The organism is Mycobacterium seoulense (assembly GCF_010731595.1).
GTDB classification, from domain to species: domain Bacteria; phylum Actinomycetota; class Actinomycetes; order Mycobacteriales; family Mycobacteriaceae; genus Mycobacterium; species Mycobacterium seoulense.
The window spans coordinates 768214-787234 of record NZ_AP022582.1 but is presented as its reverse complement, the minus strand read 5'-3'; the positions used below and the strand labels follow the sequence as shown (position 1 = coordinate 787234).

Below are 19021 nucleotides of genomic sequence, written 5' to 3'. Positions count from 1 at the left end.
TCGGTCCTATCGCCACCACCATCGCACTAGTCGGCCCCGGCGCCGTCGGCACGACGGTCGCCGCGCTGCTGCACAAGGCCGGGCATTCGGTGCTGTTGTGCGGCCACACGCCCCGAGACAGCATCGAATTGCGGCCCGACGGCGCCGATCCGATCGTGGTTCCCGGCCCGATGCACACCGATCCCAGCGAGGTCACCGGACCCGTCGACGTCGTGGTGCTGGCGGTCAAGGCCACCCAGAACGACGCCGCCGCCGGATGGCTGGCCCGCCTGTGTGACGTGCACACGATCGTCGTCGTGCTGCAGAACGGCGTGGAGCAGGTCGAGCAGGTGCAGCCGCATTGCCCGTCGTCGCCCGTGGTCCCCGGGATCGTCTGGTACTCCGCCGAGGCCCGGCCCGAGGGCTGGGTCCGGCTGCGCACCGAGGCCGCACTGGTGCTGCCCAGCGGGCCTTCGGCGCAGGCGGTCGCCGAGCTGCTGCGCGGCGCCGGGTGCCGGGTGGACTGTGATCCCGACTTCATCACCGCGGCGTGGCGCAAGCTGCTCACCAATGCGCTGGCCGGGTTCATGGCGCTGGCCGGCCGGCGATCCGGGATGTACCGCCGTGACGACGTCGCCGAACTGTCGCGCCGCTACGTCGCCGAATGCCTGGCGGTGGCGCGGGCCGAGGGCGCCCGGCTGCCCGACGGCATCGTCGACGAGTTGGGCGAGCTGTTCCGCCGTGCTCCCGAGGACATGGGGACGTCGATCCTGGCCGACCGGGAGAACCGCAGGCGGATGGAATGGGACATCCGCAACGGGGTGATCGTCCGCAAGGCCCGCGCCCACAACCTGGCGACGCCGATCAGCGACGTCGTGGTGCCGTTACTGGCCGCGGCCAGCGACGGGCCAGGATAGATTCGAGCCATGTTCCCCTGCGAGCGCGTGGACGTGAGCTTCATCGACAACGCGCCTTTCGTGTTCCGCAACAGCGTCGACCTCGCGATCACGCCCGAGCAGCTGTTCGAGGTGCTCGCCGACGCCCAGGCGTGGCCGCGCTGGGCGAGCGTGATCACCAAGGTCACCTGGACCAGCCCCGAGCCGCGCGGCGTGGGCACCACCCGCGTCGTCGAGATGCGCGGCGGCATGGTGGGCAACGAGGAGTTTCTGGCCTGGGAGCCGTTCAGCCACATGGCTTTTCGGTTCAACGAATGCTCGACGCAGGCCGTCGCCGCCTTCGCCGAAGACTACCGGGTCGAGGTCATTCCGGGCGGTTGCCGGCTGACGTGGACGATGGCGCAGAAGCCCGCGGGCCCCGCCCGGCTGGCGATGTATCTGGTGGGGCCGCTGCTGAATCTGGGGCTGCGCCGCTTCCTGCGCAACCTGCGCAGCTACACCGACGACCGCTACTCCGCGACCCAGCAACATTAGGAGCGTGCCATGGCCTTCAACGAGGGTATGCAGATCGACACCAGCACCGCGTCCTCGTCGGGCGGGGGCGGGATGGGGATGGCGCTCGGGGGCGGCGGCCTCGGGCTGCTCATCCTGATCGGCGCGTTGCTGTTGGGTGTCGACCCGGGCCGCGTGCTGGACCAGTCGCAGACGAACACCGGGGGCTACTCGGCGCCCGGGTTCGACCTGAGCCAGTGCAAGACCGGCGCCGACGCGAACAAGTACGTGCAGTGCCGCGTGGTCGCCACGGGCAACTCCGTGGACGCGGTCTGGCACCAGCTGATGCCGAAGTACACCCGGCCGCACGTGCGGCTGTTCACCGGGTCGGTCGACACCGGCTGCGGACCGGCCACCACCGCGGTGGGGCCGTTCTACTGCCCGGTGGACCAGACCGCGTACTTCGACACCGATTTCTTCCAGGAGCTGGTCGACAAGTTCGGTTCCAGCGGTGGGCCGTTCGCCCAGGAGTACGTGGTCGCCCACGAATACGGCCACCACGTGCAGCAGTTGCAGGGCGTCCTGGGCCGCTCCCAGCAGGGCGCGAAGGGCGCCGGCGGCAACGGCGTGCGCACGGAGTTGCAGGCGGACTGCTACGCGGGCATCTGGGCGCACTACGCGTCGACCGTCAAGCAGGAGAGCACCGGCGTGCCCTACCTACAGCCCTTGAGCGACCAGGACATTCAGGACGCCCTGTCGGCGGCGGCGTCGGTGGGCGATGACCGCATTCAGAAGGAAGCGACCGGGCGGGTCAACCCGGAGTCGTGGACCCACGGCTCCTCGGAGCAACGGCAGCACTGGTTCACCGTCGGCTACCAGACCGGCGACCCGAAGCAGTGCGACACCTTCGACGCCCCCAGCCTGGGCTAGCGGGCTCGAGCGGCTCCAGCCCGGCCCTCATCGTGGTGGCCAGTCCCCGGGGCCCGGGGTGGTGCCGCTCGGTCGCGAGCGCGTCGTGGGTGTCCTAGACTTCTACCCCGCCGCACGACGCGAAAGGCGCTGCCCGCATGTCGGATATGACACACGAGCGCACCGACGCCGCGGCGGTGTCGGCCTGGGCGCCGTTGCGCAATCGCGTTTTTCGTGCGCTGTTCATCGCGCAGTTCGTCTCCAACGTCGGCACCTGGATGCAAAGCGTGGCGGCGCAATGGTTCCTGGTCGAGGGTCACAGCAGCGCCACCATCGTGGCACTGGTCCAGACGGCGAGCCTGGGGCCGACGCTGCTGTTGGCACTGTTCGCCGGCGCGCTCGCCGACGTGTTCAATCAGCGCCGGTTGCTGATGTTCCTGCAGTCCTATGCGGTGTTGGTGGCGCTGGCGTTGGCGGGGCTGACCTACTTCGGACACCTCACCCCCACGGCGCTGCTGCTGTTCACCTTGGCCATCGGCGTCGCCTCCGCGCTGACCGCCCCCGCCTGGCAGGCGATTCAACCCGAGGTCGTCCCGCGCGAGCAGATAACGGCCGCCGCCACATTGGCCAGCGTCTCGGTGAACGTCGCCCGGGTGGTGGGCCCCGCCATCGGCGGCGTCGTCCTGGCGTGGACCGGCCCCGCAGCGGTCTTCGCGATCAACGCGATCTCGTTCGTCGGCATCATCGTCGCCTTGGCCGCGTGGCGCCCGCCCAAACAGATCGCGCCCATCGAACGGGAACACCTGGGCCAGGCCATCCTCACCGGACTGGCCTACGCGGTCAACGGTCCGATCTTTCGCAGGATACTTTTGCGCGCAGCCCTTTTCGTCTTCCCCGCCTCGGCCCTGTTGGCGCTCTTACCGGTCACCGCCGCCGACACCTGGCACCTGGGAGCGGGTGGCTACGGTGTGGCGCTGGGCGCCATCGGCGTGGGCGCCCTGCTCGCCGTGGCGGTTCCCGGGACGCTGCGCCAGAAGGTGCCGCCCAACACGCTGCTGGCCGGCTGCGCGGCCGGGTACGGCGTTGCCGCGCTCGCGGCGGTCTGGCTGCCGTTCGCCGCGGCGGCGCCCTTCCTGGTGTTGTCGGGGATGACCTGGCTGATCACGCTGACCACGTTGAACGCCGCCGCGCAGCTGCACCTGCCGCGCTGGGTCCGCGCCCGCGGGCTGGCGATGTACCTGCTGGTCTTCACCGGATCTCAGGCGGTCGGCTCGTATCTCTGGGGCGTCATCGCCACGCGCGAGGGGCTCGGCGTGGCGTTGACGCTGTCGGCGGTGTTGCTGGGCGCCGCCGCCCTCAGCGTCGTCCCGCTCGGGTTGCGGCCGGAAACCGGGAAGCTGAGCCGCGACATCTCGCGGGCCTGGCCGACGCCGATGGTCATGTTCGAACCCTGCCCCAACGACGGGCCGGTACTGGTGACCGTGCGCTATCGAGTGGCGACCGCGAACCTCGAAGAGTTCGTCGCCGCGATGAGCGCGGTGCGGCGCTCGCGGTTGCGCACGGGAGGCCATAGCTGGGGCCTGTACCACAGCCTGGAACACCCCGACACCGTCCTGGAGAGGTTCACCGTGCCGTCGTGGACCGAATTCGAACGCCAGCACACCGAACGCTGGCTGGAGTCCGACCACGACGGCGTGACGAAGGCGGTGGGCTACACCCTCGACAGCACGCGGCGGCACGAGTACTACCTCGCGTTGCGGGTGCACCACTGAACCGCGAAGGCGGCGTGGTGTTCGCTATCGGCGAAGCCGGCGGTCAGCGACTCACCAGGGTCGCGTCGAGCAGGTGACCCCGGTGGTGGCGCTCTGCGTCACCACGACCTGGCCGTCGACGGCGATCTGGCACTGGATCTGCGGCGTGTTCGAGGAATCGCAGTCCGGCCAGTGGCACCCGCCGCTCGCGTTCACGAACGCCCACTGATTCGGGTCGGCCAGGGTCGCGTTGTACACCAGCGGCTGACCCGCGGTGAAGGCCGTCTGCACGCTGTTCAGGTACTGCGACGAGTTGGCGTTGAACGCCGCCTGGCTGGGCGGATCGGTGTTCATGTAGCGCACGTTGCCGGTGAGGTTGCCGGTGGTGGTGATGGTGTAGGTCACCTGGTGGCCGGCCGGGTCCGCCGATGAGGTCGCGGGTGTGAGGGCCACCGCTGCGGCGGCCGCAAACGTCGCCGCCGCGACCCCCGTGGTCACTATTCGCACGTTCGTCATATCGAAAACGCTACCCAATTCGTTACGGCACTACGCGCGGGAAAGGTCCCTAGTATGCATCTGTGCCCACGGCCTTCGTGTTGTCCGGCGGGGCCAGCCTCGGCGCGATCCACGTCGGGATGCTGCTGGCGCTGGCCGACGAGGGGGAACGCCCCGACCTGATCGTCGGGACGTCCGTCGGCGCCGTCAACGGCGGGTGGATCGCCTCACGGCCCGACGGTCCCGGGATCCGCGGACTGGCCGACCTGTGGACGTCGCTGTCGCGGAGAGCCATCTTCCCCGCCCACCCGATCGCCGGCGCGATGGGCATGCTGGGCCGCCGGCCGCACCTGGTCCCCAACACCGGGTTGCGCCGGCTGCTGTCCGAGAAATTGCAGTTCACCAGGCTCGAGGACGCGCCGATCCCGCTGCACGTGGTGGCCACCGACGTGATCTCCGGCGGCGACGTCCTGCTGTCGTCGGGCAACGCCGTCGACGCGATCGCCGCCAGCGCCGCCATCCCGGGCGTCTTCCCGCCCGTGCGGATCAACGGGCGTGACCTGATGGACGGCGGAGTCGTGAACAACACTCCCGTGTCGCACGCCGTCGCGTTGGGCGCCGACCGGGTCTGGGTGCTGCCCACCGGGTACTCGTGCGCCCTGCCCGCGGCGCCGAAGACGGCGGTGAACATGGCGTTGCACGCCATGACCCTGGCCGTGAACCATCGGCTGGCCGTCGACGTCGAGCGCTTCGAGCGAGCCGTCGACCTGCGCGTCATCCGGCCGTTGTGCCCCGTGGCCACCTCCGGCGCCGACTTCTCGCACGGCGCAACGCTTATCGAGCGATCGCACGCGGCCACCCGCGAGTGGCTGGCCGCCCGGCGGCCGTCGACCGGCCAGGCCGGACTGCTCGAGCCGCACCTGCACTAGCGGGCGCCGTTCCGCGGACGTTCACCGCGCTCGGGTATGAAGCAGGGGTGGTCGACGATCCCCCCGAACCCCGCGGCGACGATCGGGCGCCCGGCATCAGCCGCCGCAGGCTGTTGACGACCAGCGCGGTCTCGGCCGCCCTCGGGGCAGGCGTCGGGGGCGGGGCCGCCCTGCTCTGGTCCCGCCCCAGCGCACCCGCGCTCTGGTATCAGCCCAGCCGTGACGGCGCGCCGCCGGTGACCGGGCTGCACCTGCAATTCGGCCGGCACGCCGGCACCGAGGCGGTGGTGTCGTGGCACACCGTCGACGCGGTCCGCAACCCGCGCGTCATGCTCGGCACTCCGACGTCGGGTCTCGGACGCACGGTGGCCGCCGAAACCCGCACCTATCGCGACGCCAAGTCCCACACCGAAGTCCGCGTGAACCACGCCCGCCTGACGAACCTGGCCCCGGACACCGACTACGTGTACGCCGCCGTGCACGACGGCGCGGAGCCGGAAATGGGCACCATCCGCACCGCGCCGGCCGGGCGAAAACCGTTTCGCTTCACCAGTTTCGGCGATCAGTCGACACCGACACTGGAGCGGATGCCCGACGGCACCTACGGCACGGACAACATCGGGTCGCCCGCGTCCGCCGACACCACCCTCGCGATCGAACGCATGGCGCCCCTGTTCAACCTGGTCAACGGCGATCTGTGCTACGCCAACCTCGCCCAAGACCGGATCCGCACCTGGTCGGCCTGGTTCGAGAACAACACGCGATCGGCCCGCTACCGGCCCTGGATGCCGGCGGCCGGCAACCACGAGAACGAATCGGGCAACGGCCCCATCGGTTACGGCGCCTATCAAACGTACTTTTCGGTGCCCGACTCGGGATCGAGCCCCGAGACCCGCGGGCTGTGGTACTCGTTCACCGCCGGCTCGGTGCGGGTGATCAGCCTGAACAACGACGACGTGGCGTTTCAGGACGGCGGCAATTTCTACGTGCACGGCTATTCGGGCGGAGAGCAAAAGCGTTGGCTGGCAGCCGAACTCGCCGCCGCCCGGCGGGACCCCGACATCGACTGGGTCGTCGTGTGCATGCACCAGACGGCGATCTCCACCGCCGACCAGCCCGCCAACGGTGCCGACCTGGGCATCCGCGAGGAATGGCTGCCTTTGTTCGACCAGTACCAGGTCGACCTCGTGGTATGCGGCCACGAACACCATTACGAGCGGTCGCACCCGTTGCGCGGCACGCAGCAGACCGACATCCGAACGCCGATACCCGTGGACACCCGCACCGATGTCATCGACCCCACCAAGGGAACGGTGCACGTGGTCATCGGCGGCGGTGGCACGTCCGCGCCCACCAACGCGTTCTTCTTCCCCGAGCCGCGCTGCCGCGTGCTGACCGGGGTCGGCGCGTTCGACCCCGGCCTCGGGCGCAAGGCGCCGATCTACGTCGTGGAGGACGCGCCGTGGTCCGCCTTCCGCGACCGGGACCATCCTTATGGCTTCGCGGCGTTCGACGTGGACCCGGGCCCGCCGGGCGGCAACACCTCGATCGAGGCCACCCACTACGCGCTGAGCGGGCCGTTCGGCGAAGTGACCGTGGTGGACCGGTTCACTTTGACCAAGCCGCGCCGGGATAACCAGGCCTAGCTCAAAACAGCGTCGCCTGAAGGGGTTCCGGCTCCGGCCGGGCCGGCGGGGCGGGCTGCCGGAACGAGCGCTGATCGCCGCCCAGCCGGTATTTCGCGATCAGCGGCGCGGCCCGCTCGCGCAGCATCTCGCGGTAACCGGGCGGCAGGTACGCCCCGCGCCGGTACAGCTCGCGGTAGCGTCCCACCAGCTCGGGATGCGAGCGGGCCAGCCAGGACATGAACCAGCCCCGGGTCGAGCCCCGCAGGTGCAGGCCGAAGACCGTGACGCCGGTGGCGCCGGCCGTCGCGATCTGGCCGAGCAGCCCATCGAGCTGCTCGGCGGAGTCGGTCAGGTGGGGCAGCACCGGCGCCACCATCACGTGGCAGTCCAGGCCGGCCGCGCGGATCGCGGCGATCAGGGCCAGCCGCGCCTGCGGTGTGGGGGTTCCGGGCTCGACGTCTCGGTGCAGGGCCGCGTCGCCGACCGCCAGCGACACCGCGACCGACAGCGGAACCCGTTGCGCCGCATCGGCGATCAACGGCAGGTCGCGCCGCAGCAGCGTGCCCTTGGTCAGTATCGACAGCGGCGTGCCGGATTCGGCCAGGGCGGAGATGATGCCCGGCATCAGCGCGTAGCGGCCCTCCGCCCGCTGGTAGGGGTCGGTGTTGGTGCCCAGCGCGACGGTCTCGCGCCGCCACGACGGCCGGCGCAATTCGCGGCGCAGCACCTCGACGACGTTCGTCTTGACGATGACCTGGCTGTCGAAGTCGTTGCCGCAGTCGAGGTCCAGATATTCATGCGTCGGCCGGGCGAAGCAATAGCGGCACGCGTGCGAGCAGCCGCGGTAGCCGTTGACGGTGAATCGGAAGGGCAGCGCCGAAGCGTCCGGCACCTTGTTCAGCGCGGACTTGCACAGCACCTCGTGAAAGGTGATCCCCTCGAACTGCGGGGCGCGCACGCTCCGGATCAAGCCGATCCGCTGCAGCCCCGGCAGCGCCCCGTCCTCGACGGGGTCGCCGTTGACCGCGACGGCCTGGCCCGCCCAGCGCATGACCCATTCGAACAATAGTTCGATTGGTTGTCAAGCACCCCGCAGGAGCGCAGAGTAAGCGACGATCGTGTCCCATCTACACCGGCGGCGAGTACTCATGACCGAACGCATCGAGGTTCAGCGCACCATCGCGGCGGCGGCGCCGGACATCTTCGCCGTGCTGTGCGACCCGCAAGGCCACGTCGCGATCGACTCGTCGGGAATGCTCCAGGACGCGGACGGCGATCCGGTGCGCCGCGTCGGTGACCGGTTCGTCGTACACATGGACCGCGAAGCGTTGAACGACTTTCCGCAATTCGGTAAATACGACGTCACCGTCGACATCAAGGAATTCGAACAGGATCGCCTGATCGCGTGGACGGTTCTCGGCCAAATCCAGCCGCCGATAGGTCATGTCTACGGCTATCAGCTGCAGCCGACCGAAGACGGCTCGGCGACCGTGGTCACCTCGTTCTACGACTGGTCGAAAATCGACCCGAGGTGGCGGGAGGCCGGAATTTTCCCGATCCTGTCCGAGGCGGCATTGCGCGCCACCCTGGGAATTCTCGACCGCACCGTACGCCGGGGCTATCCCCGCGGATAAGCCGGCCGACGCAGTGATTCTGCCCGAAAGCCGGGTTTGGGGATAAGCGCCGATATTCGGCAGCGGTTTTATCGCGCATTCGTGCGGGTATCACCCCAAAGCCCCTCATGAAAGGACCTGACATGTTGCACTCGGTGATTCTGGCGAGTTCGGACCCGGTCGCGGCGGGCTTTATCCTCCGCGGCATCAAAGGGATCTTCGTCGCGATCGGCAGCGTCATCGCTGCAATTGTCTGCGCGCTTATCGCAATGATGAAGGGCCGCAATCCGCTGGGCTGGGGAATTCTCGGGCTGTTCTTCTCGATTCTCACGTTGATAGTCGTCATCATCATTCCCAGCAAGAAAAGCTGACCCGCGTCCGCGACGCACCGTCGGGATCCGGGGCGTTCGCGGCGGCGAGCCGAGATTTGTCCTCGGTTAGAAAGCGCACATGCGGGGTACACGCGGGCATGCGGTTCATCTGTGTCGCCGCGGCGGTCGGCGTGGCCACCGCCGGGCTGATGGCGGTGTCGCCGGCGCACGCCGACACCGGCGTCAACGGTTACGCTCGGTGCCTGGGCGGCGATGCGAAGCCCCCGCCGCCGGGGGTAGTCGCAGAAGACTGGTTTCCCAGCGTTCACGTGATAGCGACGGATTTCAGCAGCGGCGTGCCCTCTGCGCAAATAGTCCAGAGATTGGTGGACATGGGAGTCAAGCCGAGCGATGCCGCCACCCAGGTGCGGTGCTTTCTGGCCAACACGCCGCAATAGCGCAACCACCTCGCCGAGATCGCCGTAAAGCGCGCGCCGCTTATCCGGAATACCCTGTGCGGCAGCACTTTTTCTTGGCGCCGAGGAGCACACGACCTGGGCGGATGACTGACGGCCGGTCAGCGGTCCAGCGACGAAAGCACCTCGCCGACAACGGAATCCATGGCCACGGGCACCTGGTCGCCCGTCGTGAGGTCCTTGACCCCGACGGTGCCGGACTGGATGTCCCGGTCGCCGAGGACCAGCGCGATGCGAGCACCGGAACGGTCGGCCGCGCGCATCGCGCCCTTGAGGCCGCGGTCGCCGTAGGCCATGTCGACGCGGACACCCGAGGCGCGCAACTGGGCGGCCAGCACCGCCAGTTTCAGCTTGGCCTGGTCGCTCAGCGGCACCCCGAACACGTCGCAGCGGGTGGTCTCCCCCACGCTCTTGCCCTCGGCCCGCAGCGCCAGCAGGGTGCGGTCCACGCCGAGCCCGAACCCGATGCCCGACAGGTCCTGTCCACCGAGTTCGTGCATCAGGCCGTCGTAGCGCCCGCCGCCGCCGATCCCGGATTGGGCGCCCAGACCGTCGTGCACGAACTCGAAGGTGGTCTTGGTGTAGTAGTCCAGCCCGCGCACCATGCGCGGGTTGATGACGTAGGGCACGCCGAGCGCGTCCAGGTGGGCCAGCACGGTGTCGAAGTGCTGCTTGGCGACGTCGGACAGGTGGTCGAGCAACACCGGCGCGCCGGCCGTCATCGCCCGCACCTCAGGTCGCTTGTCGTCGAGGACCCGCAACGGGTTGATCTCGGCGCGCCTGCGCGTCTCGTCGTCGAGGTCGAGCCCGAAGAGGAAGTCCTGCAACAACTCCCGATACTGGGGGCGGCAGCTGTCGTCGCCCAGTGAGGTGATCTCCAGGCGGAAGCCGTCCAGCCCCAGGGAGCGGAAGCCGGCGTCGGCGACGGCGATCACCTCGGCGTCCAGCGCCGGATCGTCGACACCGATCGCCTCCACGCCGACCTGCTGAAGCTGTCGGTAACGGCCGGCCTGGGGACGCTCGTAGCGGAAAAACGGCCCCGCATAACAGAGTTTGACCGGCAACGCGCCGCGGTCCAGGCCGTGCTCGATCACCGCGCGCACCACCCCGGCGGTGCCCTCGGGGCGCAAGGTGACCGAGCGGTCGCCGCGGTCGGCGAACGTGTACATCTCCTTGGACACCACGTCGGTCGATTCGCCGACGCCGCGGGCGAACAGGCCGGTGTCTTCGAAGATGGGCAACTCGATGTCGCCGTAGCCGGCCCGGCGCGCCGCGCCGAGCAATCCGTCCCGCACGGCCACGAACTGCGCGGAGTCCGGCGGGACGTAGTCCGGCACCCCTTTGGGCGCGGAGAACGCCGAGAACTGCGTCACGGGCTCAGGCCTTCGATGAACGGATTGAAACGCCGCTCGGCGCCGATGGTGGTGGCGTTGCCGTGCCCGGGCAGGACCACCGTCTCGTCGTCGAGCACCAGCAGTTTGTTCACGATCGAGGTCAGCAGGTCGCGGCCGCTGCCGCCGTGCAGGTCGGTGCGGCCCACCGAGCGCTCGAACAGGGTGTCGCCGGTGAACACCACCTCTTTGTCTCCGGCAACCCGGAAGACCACCGACCCGCGCGTGTGCCCGGGGGTGTGATCGACGTTGACGGTCACGCTGCCCAGATCGATCTTGTCGCCGTCGCGGTCCAGCTCGACGACCTGCTTGGGCTCGCGGAAGAAGGCACCGGTCACCAGCTGGGCCACCCGCGGGCCCAGGCCGTAGATCGGGTCTTTCAGCATGAACCGGTCCTCGGGGTGGATGAAGGTCGGGCAGCCGTAGGTGTCGGACACCTTCTGGGCGGACCACATGTGGTCGATGTGGCCGTGGGTGAGCAACACCGCGGCCGGGGTCAGCCGGTTCTCGTCGAGAATGCGCCGCAACGGGCCCATCACGCGCTGCCCCGGATCCACGATGACGGCGTCCGTCCCAGGCCGCTCGGCCAGCACATAGCAGTTGCACTGCAACATGCCGGCGGGAAATCCGGTGATCAACACGGTTCCCAGTTTCCCACGGGCCCCACTTGACACCGGTCGCGGCGCCCACATTAGCCTGAGCTGGCCACCGACGCCTTTTGCGGGCCCCCGACTTACCGACCATGGAGGCATACGGCCGTGCCGAGCAATGAACAACGACGTGCCAACGCCAAGCGCAAGCTCGAACGGCAGCTGGAGCGCCGCGCGAAGCAAGCCAAGATGCGCCGGATCGTGGTGATCGCCGCCGGCTCGATCGTGGCCGTGGCCGTGGTCGTCGCGGTGGTGCTCGCCGTGATCAACACCAAGCACGAGCACAAGAGCAACAGCGCCGCGAGCTCCACCTCCTCGGCCCCCAGCAGCTCGCCGGAGACCACCGCGCCCGCCGGCCCGACGCCGCCCGTTCCGCCGTTGCCGGCGTTCAAGCCGTCGGCCGACCTTGGCGCCAACTGCCAGTACCCGGCGTCACCGGAACCGGCGGCCAAGCAGGTCAAGCCGCCGCGCACCGGCAAGGTGCCGACCGACCCGGCCCAGGTGAGTGCCAGCATGGTGACCAACCAGGGCCGCATCGGGCTCATGCTGGCCAACAACGAATCCCCCTGCACGGTAAACAGTTTCGCGAGCCTGATCGGCCAGAAGTACTTCGACAACACCAAGTGCCACCGGCTGACCACATCGCAGGACCTGGGCGTGCTGCAATGCGGTGACCCCAAGGGTGACGGCACCGGCGGTCCGGGCTACCAATTCGCCAACGAGTACCCGACCGACCAGTACCCGCCGAACGACCCGAAGGCGCAGCAGCCCGTCCTCTACCCGCGCGGCACCCTGGCGATGGCGAACGCGGGTCCCGGCACCAACGGCAGCCAGTTCTTCATGGTGTACAAGGACTCCCAGCTGCCGCCGCAGTACACCGTCTTCGGCACCATTCAGCCCGACGGGCTGGCCACGCTGGACAAGATCGCCAAAGCCGGCGTGGCGGGCGGCGGCGAGGATGGCGCCCCGGCCTCCGAGGTCACCATCACGTCGCTGTTGCTCGACTAAAGCCAAGCAGCGCAACGCAGCCGCCGTTTGGTGGGAATCGCGCGACCTGCGGGCGGTCCACCGCTTAAGGTCGTGGCGTGGGGTCAGACTCTTTCGGGCATTACCAATTGCTGGACGTTCTGGGGCGCGGCGGCATGGGCGAGGTCTACCGGGCCTACGACGCGGCCACCGATCGGGTCGTCGCCCTGAAGGTGCTGCCGCCGAACTTGGCGCAGGATCAGGTGTTTCAGCAACGATTCCGCCGGGAGGCGCGCATCGCGGCGAGCCTCAACGATCCGCACGTGGTGCCCATCCACAGTTACGGCGAGATCGACGGCCGGCTCTACGTCGACATGCGGCTCATCGAGGGCCGCGACCTGTTGCAGTACATCGAGGAGAACGGCGGGCGGCTGTCCCCCGAGCGTGCGGTCGCGGTGATCGAACAGGTTGCCGCGGCGTTGGACAGCGCGCACCAGGTGGGCCTGATCCACCGCGACATCAAGCCGAAGAACATCTTGGTCACCGACGCGCGCGACTTCGTCTACCTGATCGACTTCGGCATCGCCCGCACCATGGCCGACACCTCGCTCACCCAGACCGGGCACACGATGGGCACCGTCGCCTACATGGCGCCCGAGCGGTTCAGGGGCGCAACGGATCACCGCGCCGACGTGTATTCGTTGGCCTGCGTGCTGCACGAGTGCCTCACCGGCAAGCGGCCCTATGCCGGCGACAGCCTCGAGGAACAACTCAACGCGCACCTCAACACCCCGCCGCCGCGACCGTCGACGACGTCAGCGGGGGTGCCCCCGGCCCTCGATGCGGTGGTCGCCCGTGGCATGGCCAAGGACCCCGACCACCGCTACCAGTCGGCGATGGAGCTCGCCGAGGCCGCCCGGGCGGCGGTGGCCGTCCCGGCGGCAGCCGCGGCGCCGGGCCCCCCACCGCCGCCACCGACCGCCCCGCCACCCACGCAGGACTTCCCCTCGACGAACGCCAGTCCCGATCCGCGGCCGCCGTATCACCCGCCCACGCACTCCCGGCGCCTGCTGCTGGGCATCGTCGGCGCGTCGGCCCTGGCGCTGGCCGCGGTGGTGGCGTTGGTCATCGCGCTGGTCACCCAGAACGACGGCACCACCAACAGCGCGGCGTCGAGCACCCCGACGCGCGCCCGGGTGCCCGGCAGGCTGGGGTCGAATCCGGGGCCGACGGCCCAGGCGATGGCGACGGTCCCGCCGCTGCCGGCGTTCGCGCCGCCGGCCGATCTGGGCGCCGACTGCGAATATCCGAGCGCGCCCGACACCGTCGTCAAGCCGGTCAGCCCGCCCCGGTCGGGCCGGGTGTCGACCGATCCCCCGCAGATCCCGGCCACCATCTCCACCAACTTCGGTGACATCGGTGTTCAGCTCACCAACTCCGAATCGCCGTGCACGGTCAACAGCTTCGTCAGCCTGGCGAAGCAGCAGTTCTTCGACAACACCCAGTGCGCGCGGCTGATCGACTCCACCGATGGGGGGTCGCTGCTGTGCGGCGGTCCGGAATCCGACGGCTCCGGTGGCCCCGGCTATCAGTTCGCCGACGAATACCCCACCAACCAGTACCCGGCCGGCGACCCCGCCCTCCGGGCGACCGTGATGTACCCCCGCGGCACCGTGATCATGGCCACCGACGGACCCAACACCAACGGCAGCCAGTTCTCCCTGATTTTCCGGGATTCGGAATTGGCGCCCCAGAGCACGGTGTTCGGCACCATCAACGAGGCGGGCCTGGCGGTTCTCGACAAGATCGCCCAGGCGGGCATCGCCGGCAATCGTCAGAGCGGCGCGCCCACCAACCCGGTCACCGTCACCTCGGTCCGCGTCGGCTAGACCGTGCCCGTCAGGGTCGTCATGCGGCCGACGTCACGCGGTAGACGTCGAAAACGCCTTCGACGTTGCGCACCACGTTGAGCAGATGCCCGAGGTGCTTGGGGTCGCCCATCTCGAAGGTGAACCGGCTGATCGCCACCCGGTCATTGGACGTGGTGACCGACGCCGACAGGATGTTGACCTTCTCGTCGGCGAGCACCCGCGTGACGTCGGAGAGCAGCCGGTGGCGGTCGAGCGCCTCGACCTGGATGGCCACCAGGAACACCGACGACGGCGACGGCGCCCAGTGCACCTCGATGATGCGCTCGGACTGCTGCTGCAGCGACGCGGCGTTGGTGCAGTCGGTGCGGTGCACGCTCACGCCCCCGCCGCGGGTGACGAACCCCATGATCGCGTCGCCGGGCACCGGCGTGCAGCACTTGGCCAGCTTGGAGAGCACGCCCGGGGCCCCGGGGACCGAGACCCCGACGTCGTCGCTGCTGCGCGGGCGCCGCAGCATGGTCGTCGGCGTGGACCGCTCGGCGAGATCCTCTTCGGCCTGGTCGATTCCGCCGAGCTCGGCCAGCAGCCGCTGCACGACGTGGCGCGCCGAGACGTGGCCCTCACCGATCGCGGTGTAGAGCGCGGACACGTCCGCGTAGTGCAGTTCGCGGGCCACCGCGGCCATGGACTCGCCGTTGACCAAGCGCTGCAAGGGAAGCCCGCCGCGGCGCACCTCGCGGGCCATCGCCTCCTTGCCGGTCTCCAGCGCCTCCTCGCGGCGCTCCTTGGCGAACCACTGCCGGATCTTCGCCTTGGCGCGCGGCGACACCACGAACTGCTGCCAGTCGCGTGACGGGCCGGCGTTGGGCGCCTTCGACGTGAAAACCTCGACGACTTCGCCGTTTTCCAGCTTGCGCTCCAGCGCCACCAGCCGCCCGTTGACCCTGGCGCCGATGCACCGGTGGCCGACCTCGGTGTGCACCGCGTAGGCGAAGTCCACCGGCGTCGACCCGGTCGGCAGGGTGATGACATCGCCCTTGGGGGTGAACACGAAGATCTCTTGCACCGCAAGGTCGTAACGCAACGACTCCAGGAACTCGCCGGGGTCGGCGGCCTCCCGCTGCCAGTCGAGCAGCTGACGCATCCAGGCCATGTCGTCGATCTCGGCGGCGGCGTGCGGATGCGGAACGCCGTTGCGGCCCTTGGCTTCCTTGTAGCGCCAGTGTGCGGCGATGCCGTATTCGGCGGTCCGGTGCATGTCGCGGGTGCGGATCTGGATTTCCAGCGGCTTGCCCTCCGGCCCGACGACGGTGGTGTGCAGCGACTGGTAGACACCGTATCTGGGCTGGGCGATGTAGTCCTTGAACCGCCCCGCCATCGGCTGCCACAGCGAATGCACCACGCCGACAGCCGCATAGCAGTCCCGGATCTCGTCGCACAGGATGCGGATGCCGACCAGGTCGTGGATGTCGTCGAAGTCGCGGCCCTTGACGATCATCTTCTGATAGATCGACCAGTAGTGCTTGGGGCGGCCCTCCACCGTCGCCTTGATCTTCGACGCGTTCAGCGTGTTGATGATCTCGGCGCGGACCTTGGCCAGGTAGGTGTCCCTCGACGGCGCGCGGCCGGCGACAAGCCGGACGATCTCCTCGTACTTCTTGGGGTGCAGGATCGCGAAGGACAGGTCTTCCAGCTCCCACTTGACGCTGGCCATGCCCAGCCGATGCGCCAGGGGCGCAATGACTTCCAGCGTCTCGCGGGCCTTGCGGGCCTGCTTTTCCGGCGGCAGGAAGCGCATGGTGCGCATGTTGTGCAGCCGGTCGGCGACCTTGATCACCAACACCCGGGGGTCGCGGGCCATCGCGGTGATCATCTTGCGGATCGTCTCGCCCTCGGCGGCGGTGCCCAGCACCACCCGGTCCAGCTTGGTCACGCCGTCGACGAGGTGGCCCACCTCCTCACCGAACTCCTCGCTCAACGCCTCGAGCGTGTAACCGGTGTCCTCGATGGTGTCGTGCAACAGCGCGGCCACCAAAGTGGTGGTGTCCATGCCCAATTCGGCCAGGATGTTCGCGACCGCCAGGGGGTGGGTGATGTAGGGATCGCCGGAATGGCGCAACTGCGTGGCGTGCCGCTGGTCGGCAACCTCGTAGGCGCGCTGTAGCAACGACAGGTTCGCCTTCGGGTAGAACTCCCGGTGCACCGCCACGAGCGGTTCCAGCACCGGGTTGAGCGTGGTGCGCTGGGCGGTCATCCGCCGGGCCAGCCGGGCCCGGACCCGGCGAGACGCGCTGCTGGGGACCTTCAGCGCCTCCGTCGGCGGCTCCGGCGGCTCGGCCTGCGCCGTGACCGGCTCCCCGACCAGCAGGGCGTCGCCGGCGTCGGTGGGCGCGTCAAGCGCCTGCGCCGCGCTCTTCTCGTCCGCCACGTTGGTCACCTCCGACCTCGAGGATATCGCGCGGTGGGCGCCGCTAGACGCGACTGAGGCTGTGCACCGGCAAGTCCGCGACCGCTTGACGGCCCCCGAGCGCGGTCAGCTCGAGGATCACCGCAGCCGCGATCACCCGGGCGCCGCTGCGTTCCAGCAGCCGGGCCGCCGCGGCGAGGGTGCCCCCGGTGGCCAGCACGTCGTCGATGATCACCACGTGTCGTCCACGCAGGTCGATGCCGTCGGCGGGGATTTCCAGCGTGGCACTGCCGTACTCCAGGTCGTAGTGCTCGGCGTGCACCGGCGGCGGCAGCTTGCCGCCCTTGCGAATGGCCAGCACCCCGGTGCGCAGCCGGTCGGCGACGGCCGCCGCGGCCAGGAAGCCACGGGAGTCGATCCCGGCCACCAGGTCGGCGCCCGAGGCGATCTCGGCCAGGGCGTCGGTGACTGCCATCAACCCTCGCGGGTCGGCGAACACGGGCGTGAGGTCCTTGAACTGGACCCCGGGCTTGGGAAAGTCGGACACCTCACGCAGCAGCGAGGCGATGACATTGGCGACCGACGCGCTCCCGCCCACACCGGTCACTGAACCAGCGCCCATCGGTCCATGTTCCAGCCTGCGCCCCAGCGAGTGGGGTTCTTGCTCACGGCGTACATCTTCTTCGACATCAACAGGGTGCGTTGCTGGCGGTAGAGGGGCAACGTGGGCATGTCGCCCCACAGTATCGGCGCCGCGTCGCCCAGCAGCCGGACGCGCTCGGCGGGGTCGGCCGAAACCGCCAGCGCCCCGATCGCGCCGTCGACCTGCGGGTTCGTGTAGCCGGACAGGTTGTTGCCGTTGCCGCTGTGCAGATCGTAGGCATCCATCGCCGACGAGCCCGTCGACCCGCTGCCGGCGGCCCCGCCGGTGCTGGCCAGGAGCACGTCGATCTTCCCGTCCCTGAGCGCCTGGGGCCCCGAGGTGTCCAGGGCGACGTTGGCGACGGTGATACCGGCCGCGGCACAGGATTTGGCGATGACCCCGACGTTGACCGCCAGCCGCGCGTTGGGCCCGTGGTAGCCGATGCGCACCGTCATCGGCGCACCGCCGAGCGCGTCGCGGGCGGCGCCCGGGTCCGCCCTGGCGAACTGGGCGGCCTCGGCGGCACCGTCTCCGGCGGTCGCGGGGTCGTCGGCGGCCGGGTTCAGGCGGGAATTGGCGATCGGCACCCCGGCGTCGCGCGCGAGCGTGTCGCGCGGGGTGCACAGCGCCAGCGCGCGCCGGGCCTTGGGCTGCGAGAGCGGCCCCTGCGGCGCGAAGATCAGCTGCTCGATGCCGGCCGACGGCGAGTCGGCTCGGACGTAGTTGTCCGGTGTCGTCAGCGTTCCCGACGAGCCCGCCGCGACGTCGACCACGTCGACGCTGCGGTTGTTGACCCGGTCCTGGATGTCGGGACCCTGCGGCCAGACGGTGATCCGCTTGGTGACGGCCCTGGGGCCCCACCATCGGTCATTGGCGACGAGCACCACCGCGCCGCCGTCCAGGATGCGTTCGATCTTGTACGGCCCCGACGACGGGAAGTTCTTCAGGTCCAGCCCGGGCTTGAGGTCCCAGATGGTGTTCCACAGCCGGGCGATCTGCTGCACGAGTTGGGTGTTGCTGCTGAGCAGGGCGGCGGTCACGTCGACGTGGAGCTGGTCGGCGATGACGTGCGACGGCATCAGCGACGTGGCGGTGAACAGCTGGTTGTAGTCGACGACGCCGCGATCCGGGATGAACGACACCCGGGCCTTCTTCTGCCCCGGCAGGCATTCGACGTTGGCGATGTCGAGGTAACCGGCCTGGGTGGCGGCGTTGAAGTCGGGATACCGGCCGGACTGGGCCGCCCAGGTCAGCACCAGGTCGTCGCAGGTCACCGGCTTGCCGTCGGAGTAGACGGCGTTGTCGGCGATCTGGTAGTCGAGCACCAGCGGTGAACCGCTCACCACCGCGACGGTGCCGAAGTCCCGGTCGGCGACGCTCTGCCCGTCCGGGCCGTGATAGCTGAAGCCGGCGAGCGTGCGGGCGAACGCCTGCGCCCCGGCCGACGCCGCGCCGACGACGGTGTTGGTGTTGTAGGTGACCAGCGGGCCGTCCACCACGTAGTCGACCTGGGAGGCGGCGCTGCCGGAGCATGCGGTCAGCGTGACGGCCGCCACGAGCATTGCGGCCAAACCGATAGCGCCCCCAGCGAGGCGGTACCTGGCGGCCATGGCG

At 69.5% G+C, this 19021-nt stretch carries 18 protein-coding genes; 11 read left to right on the top strand and 7 right to left on the bottom strand.

The genetic code is table 11. The features are described from left to right. Positions 1 to 8: 8 nt before the first annotated feature. The 4 genes from G6N37_RS03965 to G6N37_RS03950 all read left to right on the top strand — a co-directional run bounded on the left by G6N37_RS03965 (position 9) and on the right by G6N37_RS03950 (position 4048). The gene (locus tag G6N37_RS03965; RefSeq protein ID WP_179961897.1) at positions 9 to 896 is read left to right on the top strand and encodes an oxidoreductase; all 888 of its coding nucleotides are present in this window, start codon (positions 9 to 11) and stop codon (positions 894 to 896) included. A gap of 9 nt (positions 897 to 905) precedes the next feature. Beyond that, complete coding sequence (locus G6N37_RS03960) at positions 906 to 1409, top strand: SRPBCC family protein (protein WP_163676202.1); 504 nt, start codon at positions 906 to 908, stop codon at positions 1407 to 1409. A 9-nt stretch (positions 1410 to 1418) separates the two neighbouring features. Further along, positions 1419 to 2297 (top strand): KPN_02809 family neutral zinc metallopeptidase, encoded by an 879-nt coding sequence (ypfJ, locus tag G6N37_RS03955; protein ID WP_163676199.1) that lies wholly within the window; start codon positions 1419 to 1421, stop codon positions 2295 to 2297. A gap of 137 nt (positions 2298 to 2434) precedes the next feature. Continuing rightward, entirely contained in the window at positions 2435 to 4048 is a 1614-nt protein-coding gene (locus tag G6N37_RS03950; protein ID WP_232075265.1) for an MFS transporter, read from the top strand. A 51-nt stretch (positions 4049 to 4099) separates the two neighbouring features. On the opposite strand, the gene G6N37_RS03945 is transcribed toward G6N37_RS03950, so the two are convergent. Then, positions 4100 to 4543 carry a hypothetical protein gene (locus tag G6N37_RS03945; RefSeq protein WP_163676196.1) on the bottom strand — a complete coding sequence of 148 codons (444 nt, stop codon included), beginning with the start codon at positions 4541 to 4543 and terminating at the stop codon, positions 4100 to 4102. 62 nt (positions 4544 to 4605) lie between these two features. Between G6N37_RS03945 and G6N37_RS03940 the strand changes: the two genes are divergently transcribed. Together G6N37_RS03940 and G6N37_RS03935 are read left to right on the top strand one after the other, a co-directional pair. Then, entirely contained in the window at positions 4606 to 5451 is an 846-nt protein-coding gene (locus G6N37_RS03940) for a patatin-like phospholipase family protein (protein WP_163676193.1), read from the top strand. A gap of 47 nt (positions 5452 to 5498) precedes the next feature. Further along, on the top strand, positions 5499 to 7097 hold the full coding sequence (locus tag G6N37_RS03935) for a purple acid phosphatase family protein (RefSeq protein ID WP_163676190.1): 1599 nt from the start codon (positions 5499 to 5501) through the stop codon (positions 7095 to 7097). A gap of 1 nt (position 7098) precedes the next feature. On the opposite strand, the gene G6N37_RS03930 is transcribed toward G6N37_RS03935, so the two are convergent. Then, entirely contained in the window at positions 7099 to 8130 is a 1032-nt protein-coding gene (locus tag G6N37_RS03930) for an Rv2578c family radical SAM protein (RefSeq protein ID WP_163676187.1), read from the bottom strand. 97 nt (positions 8131 to 8227) lie between these two features. Between G6N37_RS03930 and G6N37_RS03925 the strand changes: the two genes are divergently transcribed. The 3 genes from G6N37_RS03925 to G6N37_RS03915 all read left to right on the top strand — a co-directional run bounded on the left by G6N37_RS03925 (position 8228) and on the right by G6N37_RS03915 (position 9461). Further along, positions 8228 to 8713 (top strand): SRPBCC family protein, encoded by a 486-nt coding sequence (locus tag G6N37_RS03925; protein ID WP_163676185.1) that lies wholly within the window; start codon positions 8228 to 8230, stop codon positions 8711 to 8713. Positions 8714 to 8835: 122 nt separating this feature from the next. Further along, positions 8836 to 9063, top strand: coding sequence for a hypothetical protein (locus tag G6N37_RS03920; RefSeq protein ID WP_055400916.1), 228 nt, complete (start codon positions 8836 to 8838; stop codon positions 9061 to 9063). Between the two features lie 98 nt (positions 9064 to 9161). Further along, positions 9162 to 9461 carry a hypothetical protein gene (locus G6N37_RS03915; RefSeq protein WP_163676182.1) on the top strand — a complete coding sequence of 100 codons (300 nt, stop codon included), beginning with the start codon at positions 9162 to 9164 and terminating at the stop codon, positions 9459 to 9461. A 119-nt stretch (positions 9462 to 9580) separates the two neighbouring features. Here the strand turns inward: G6N37_RS03915 and hisS are convergent, their stop codons facing one another. Further along, positions 9581 to 10852 carry a histidine--tRNA ligase gene (gene hisS / locus G6N37_RS03910; RefSeq protein ID WP_163676179.1) on the bottom strand — a complete coding sequence of 424 codons (1272 nt, stop codon included), beginning with the start codon at positions 10850 to 10852 and terminating at the stop codon, positions 9581 to 9583. Next, positions 10849 to 11511, bottom strand: a complete 663-nt coding sequence (locus tag G6N37_RS03905) for an MBL fold metallo-hydrolase (protein WP_163676176.1) — start codon at positions 11509 to 11511, stop codon at positions 10849 to 10851. The genes hisS and G6N37_RS03905 overlap by 4 nt, the downstream gene beginning before the upstream one ends. A gap of 117 nt (positions 11512 to 11628) precedes the next feature. Between G6N37_RS03905 and G6N37_RS03900 the strand changes: the two genes are divergently transcribed. Then, positions 11629 to 12528, top strand: a complete 900-nt coding sequence (locus G6N37_RS03900) for a peptidylprolyl isomerase (protein ID WP_163676173.1) — start codon at positions 11629 to 11631, stop codon at positions 12526 to 12528. 134 nt (positions 12529 to 12662) lie between these two features. After that, positions 12663 to 14375, top strand: coding sequence for a protein kinase domain-containing protein (locus G6N37_RS03895; RefSeq protein ID WP_174813905.1), 1713 nt, complete (start codon positions 12663 to 12665; stop codon positions 14373 to 14375). A 19-nt stretch (positions 14376 to 14394) separates the two neighbouring features. Here G6N37_RS03895 and G6N37_RS03890 read toward each other — a convergent pair whose 3' ends face one another. Genes G6N37_RS03890 through G6N37_RS03880 form a run of 3 tightly spaced genes read right to left on the bottom strand, consistent with a single transcriptional unit; the run spans position 14395 to position 19017 of the window. Next, positions 14395 to 16785 carry a RelA/SpoT family protein gene (locus tag G6N37_RS03890; RefSeq protein ID WP_163684569.1) on the bottom strand — a complete coding sequence of 797 codons (2391 nt, stop codon included), beginning with the start codon at positions 16783 to 16785 and terminating at the stop codon, positions 14395 to 14397. Between the two features lie 43 nt (positions 16786 to 16828). After that, entirely contained in the window at positions 16829 to 17386 is a 558-nt protein-coding gene (locus tag G6N37_RS03885) for an adenine phosphoribosyltransferase (RefSeq protein ID WP_163676167.1), read from the bottom strand. After that, positions 17368 to 19017, bottom strand: a complete 1650-nt coding sequence (locus tag G6N37_RS03880; RefSeq protein ID WP_163676164.1) for an ABC transporter substrate-binding protein — start codon at positions 19015 to 19017, stop codon at positions 17368 to 17370. Before G6N37_RS03880 ends, G6N37_RS03885 begins: the two co-directional genes overlap by 19 nt. Positions 19018 to 19021: the final 4 nt, after the last annotated feature.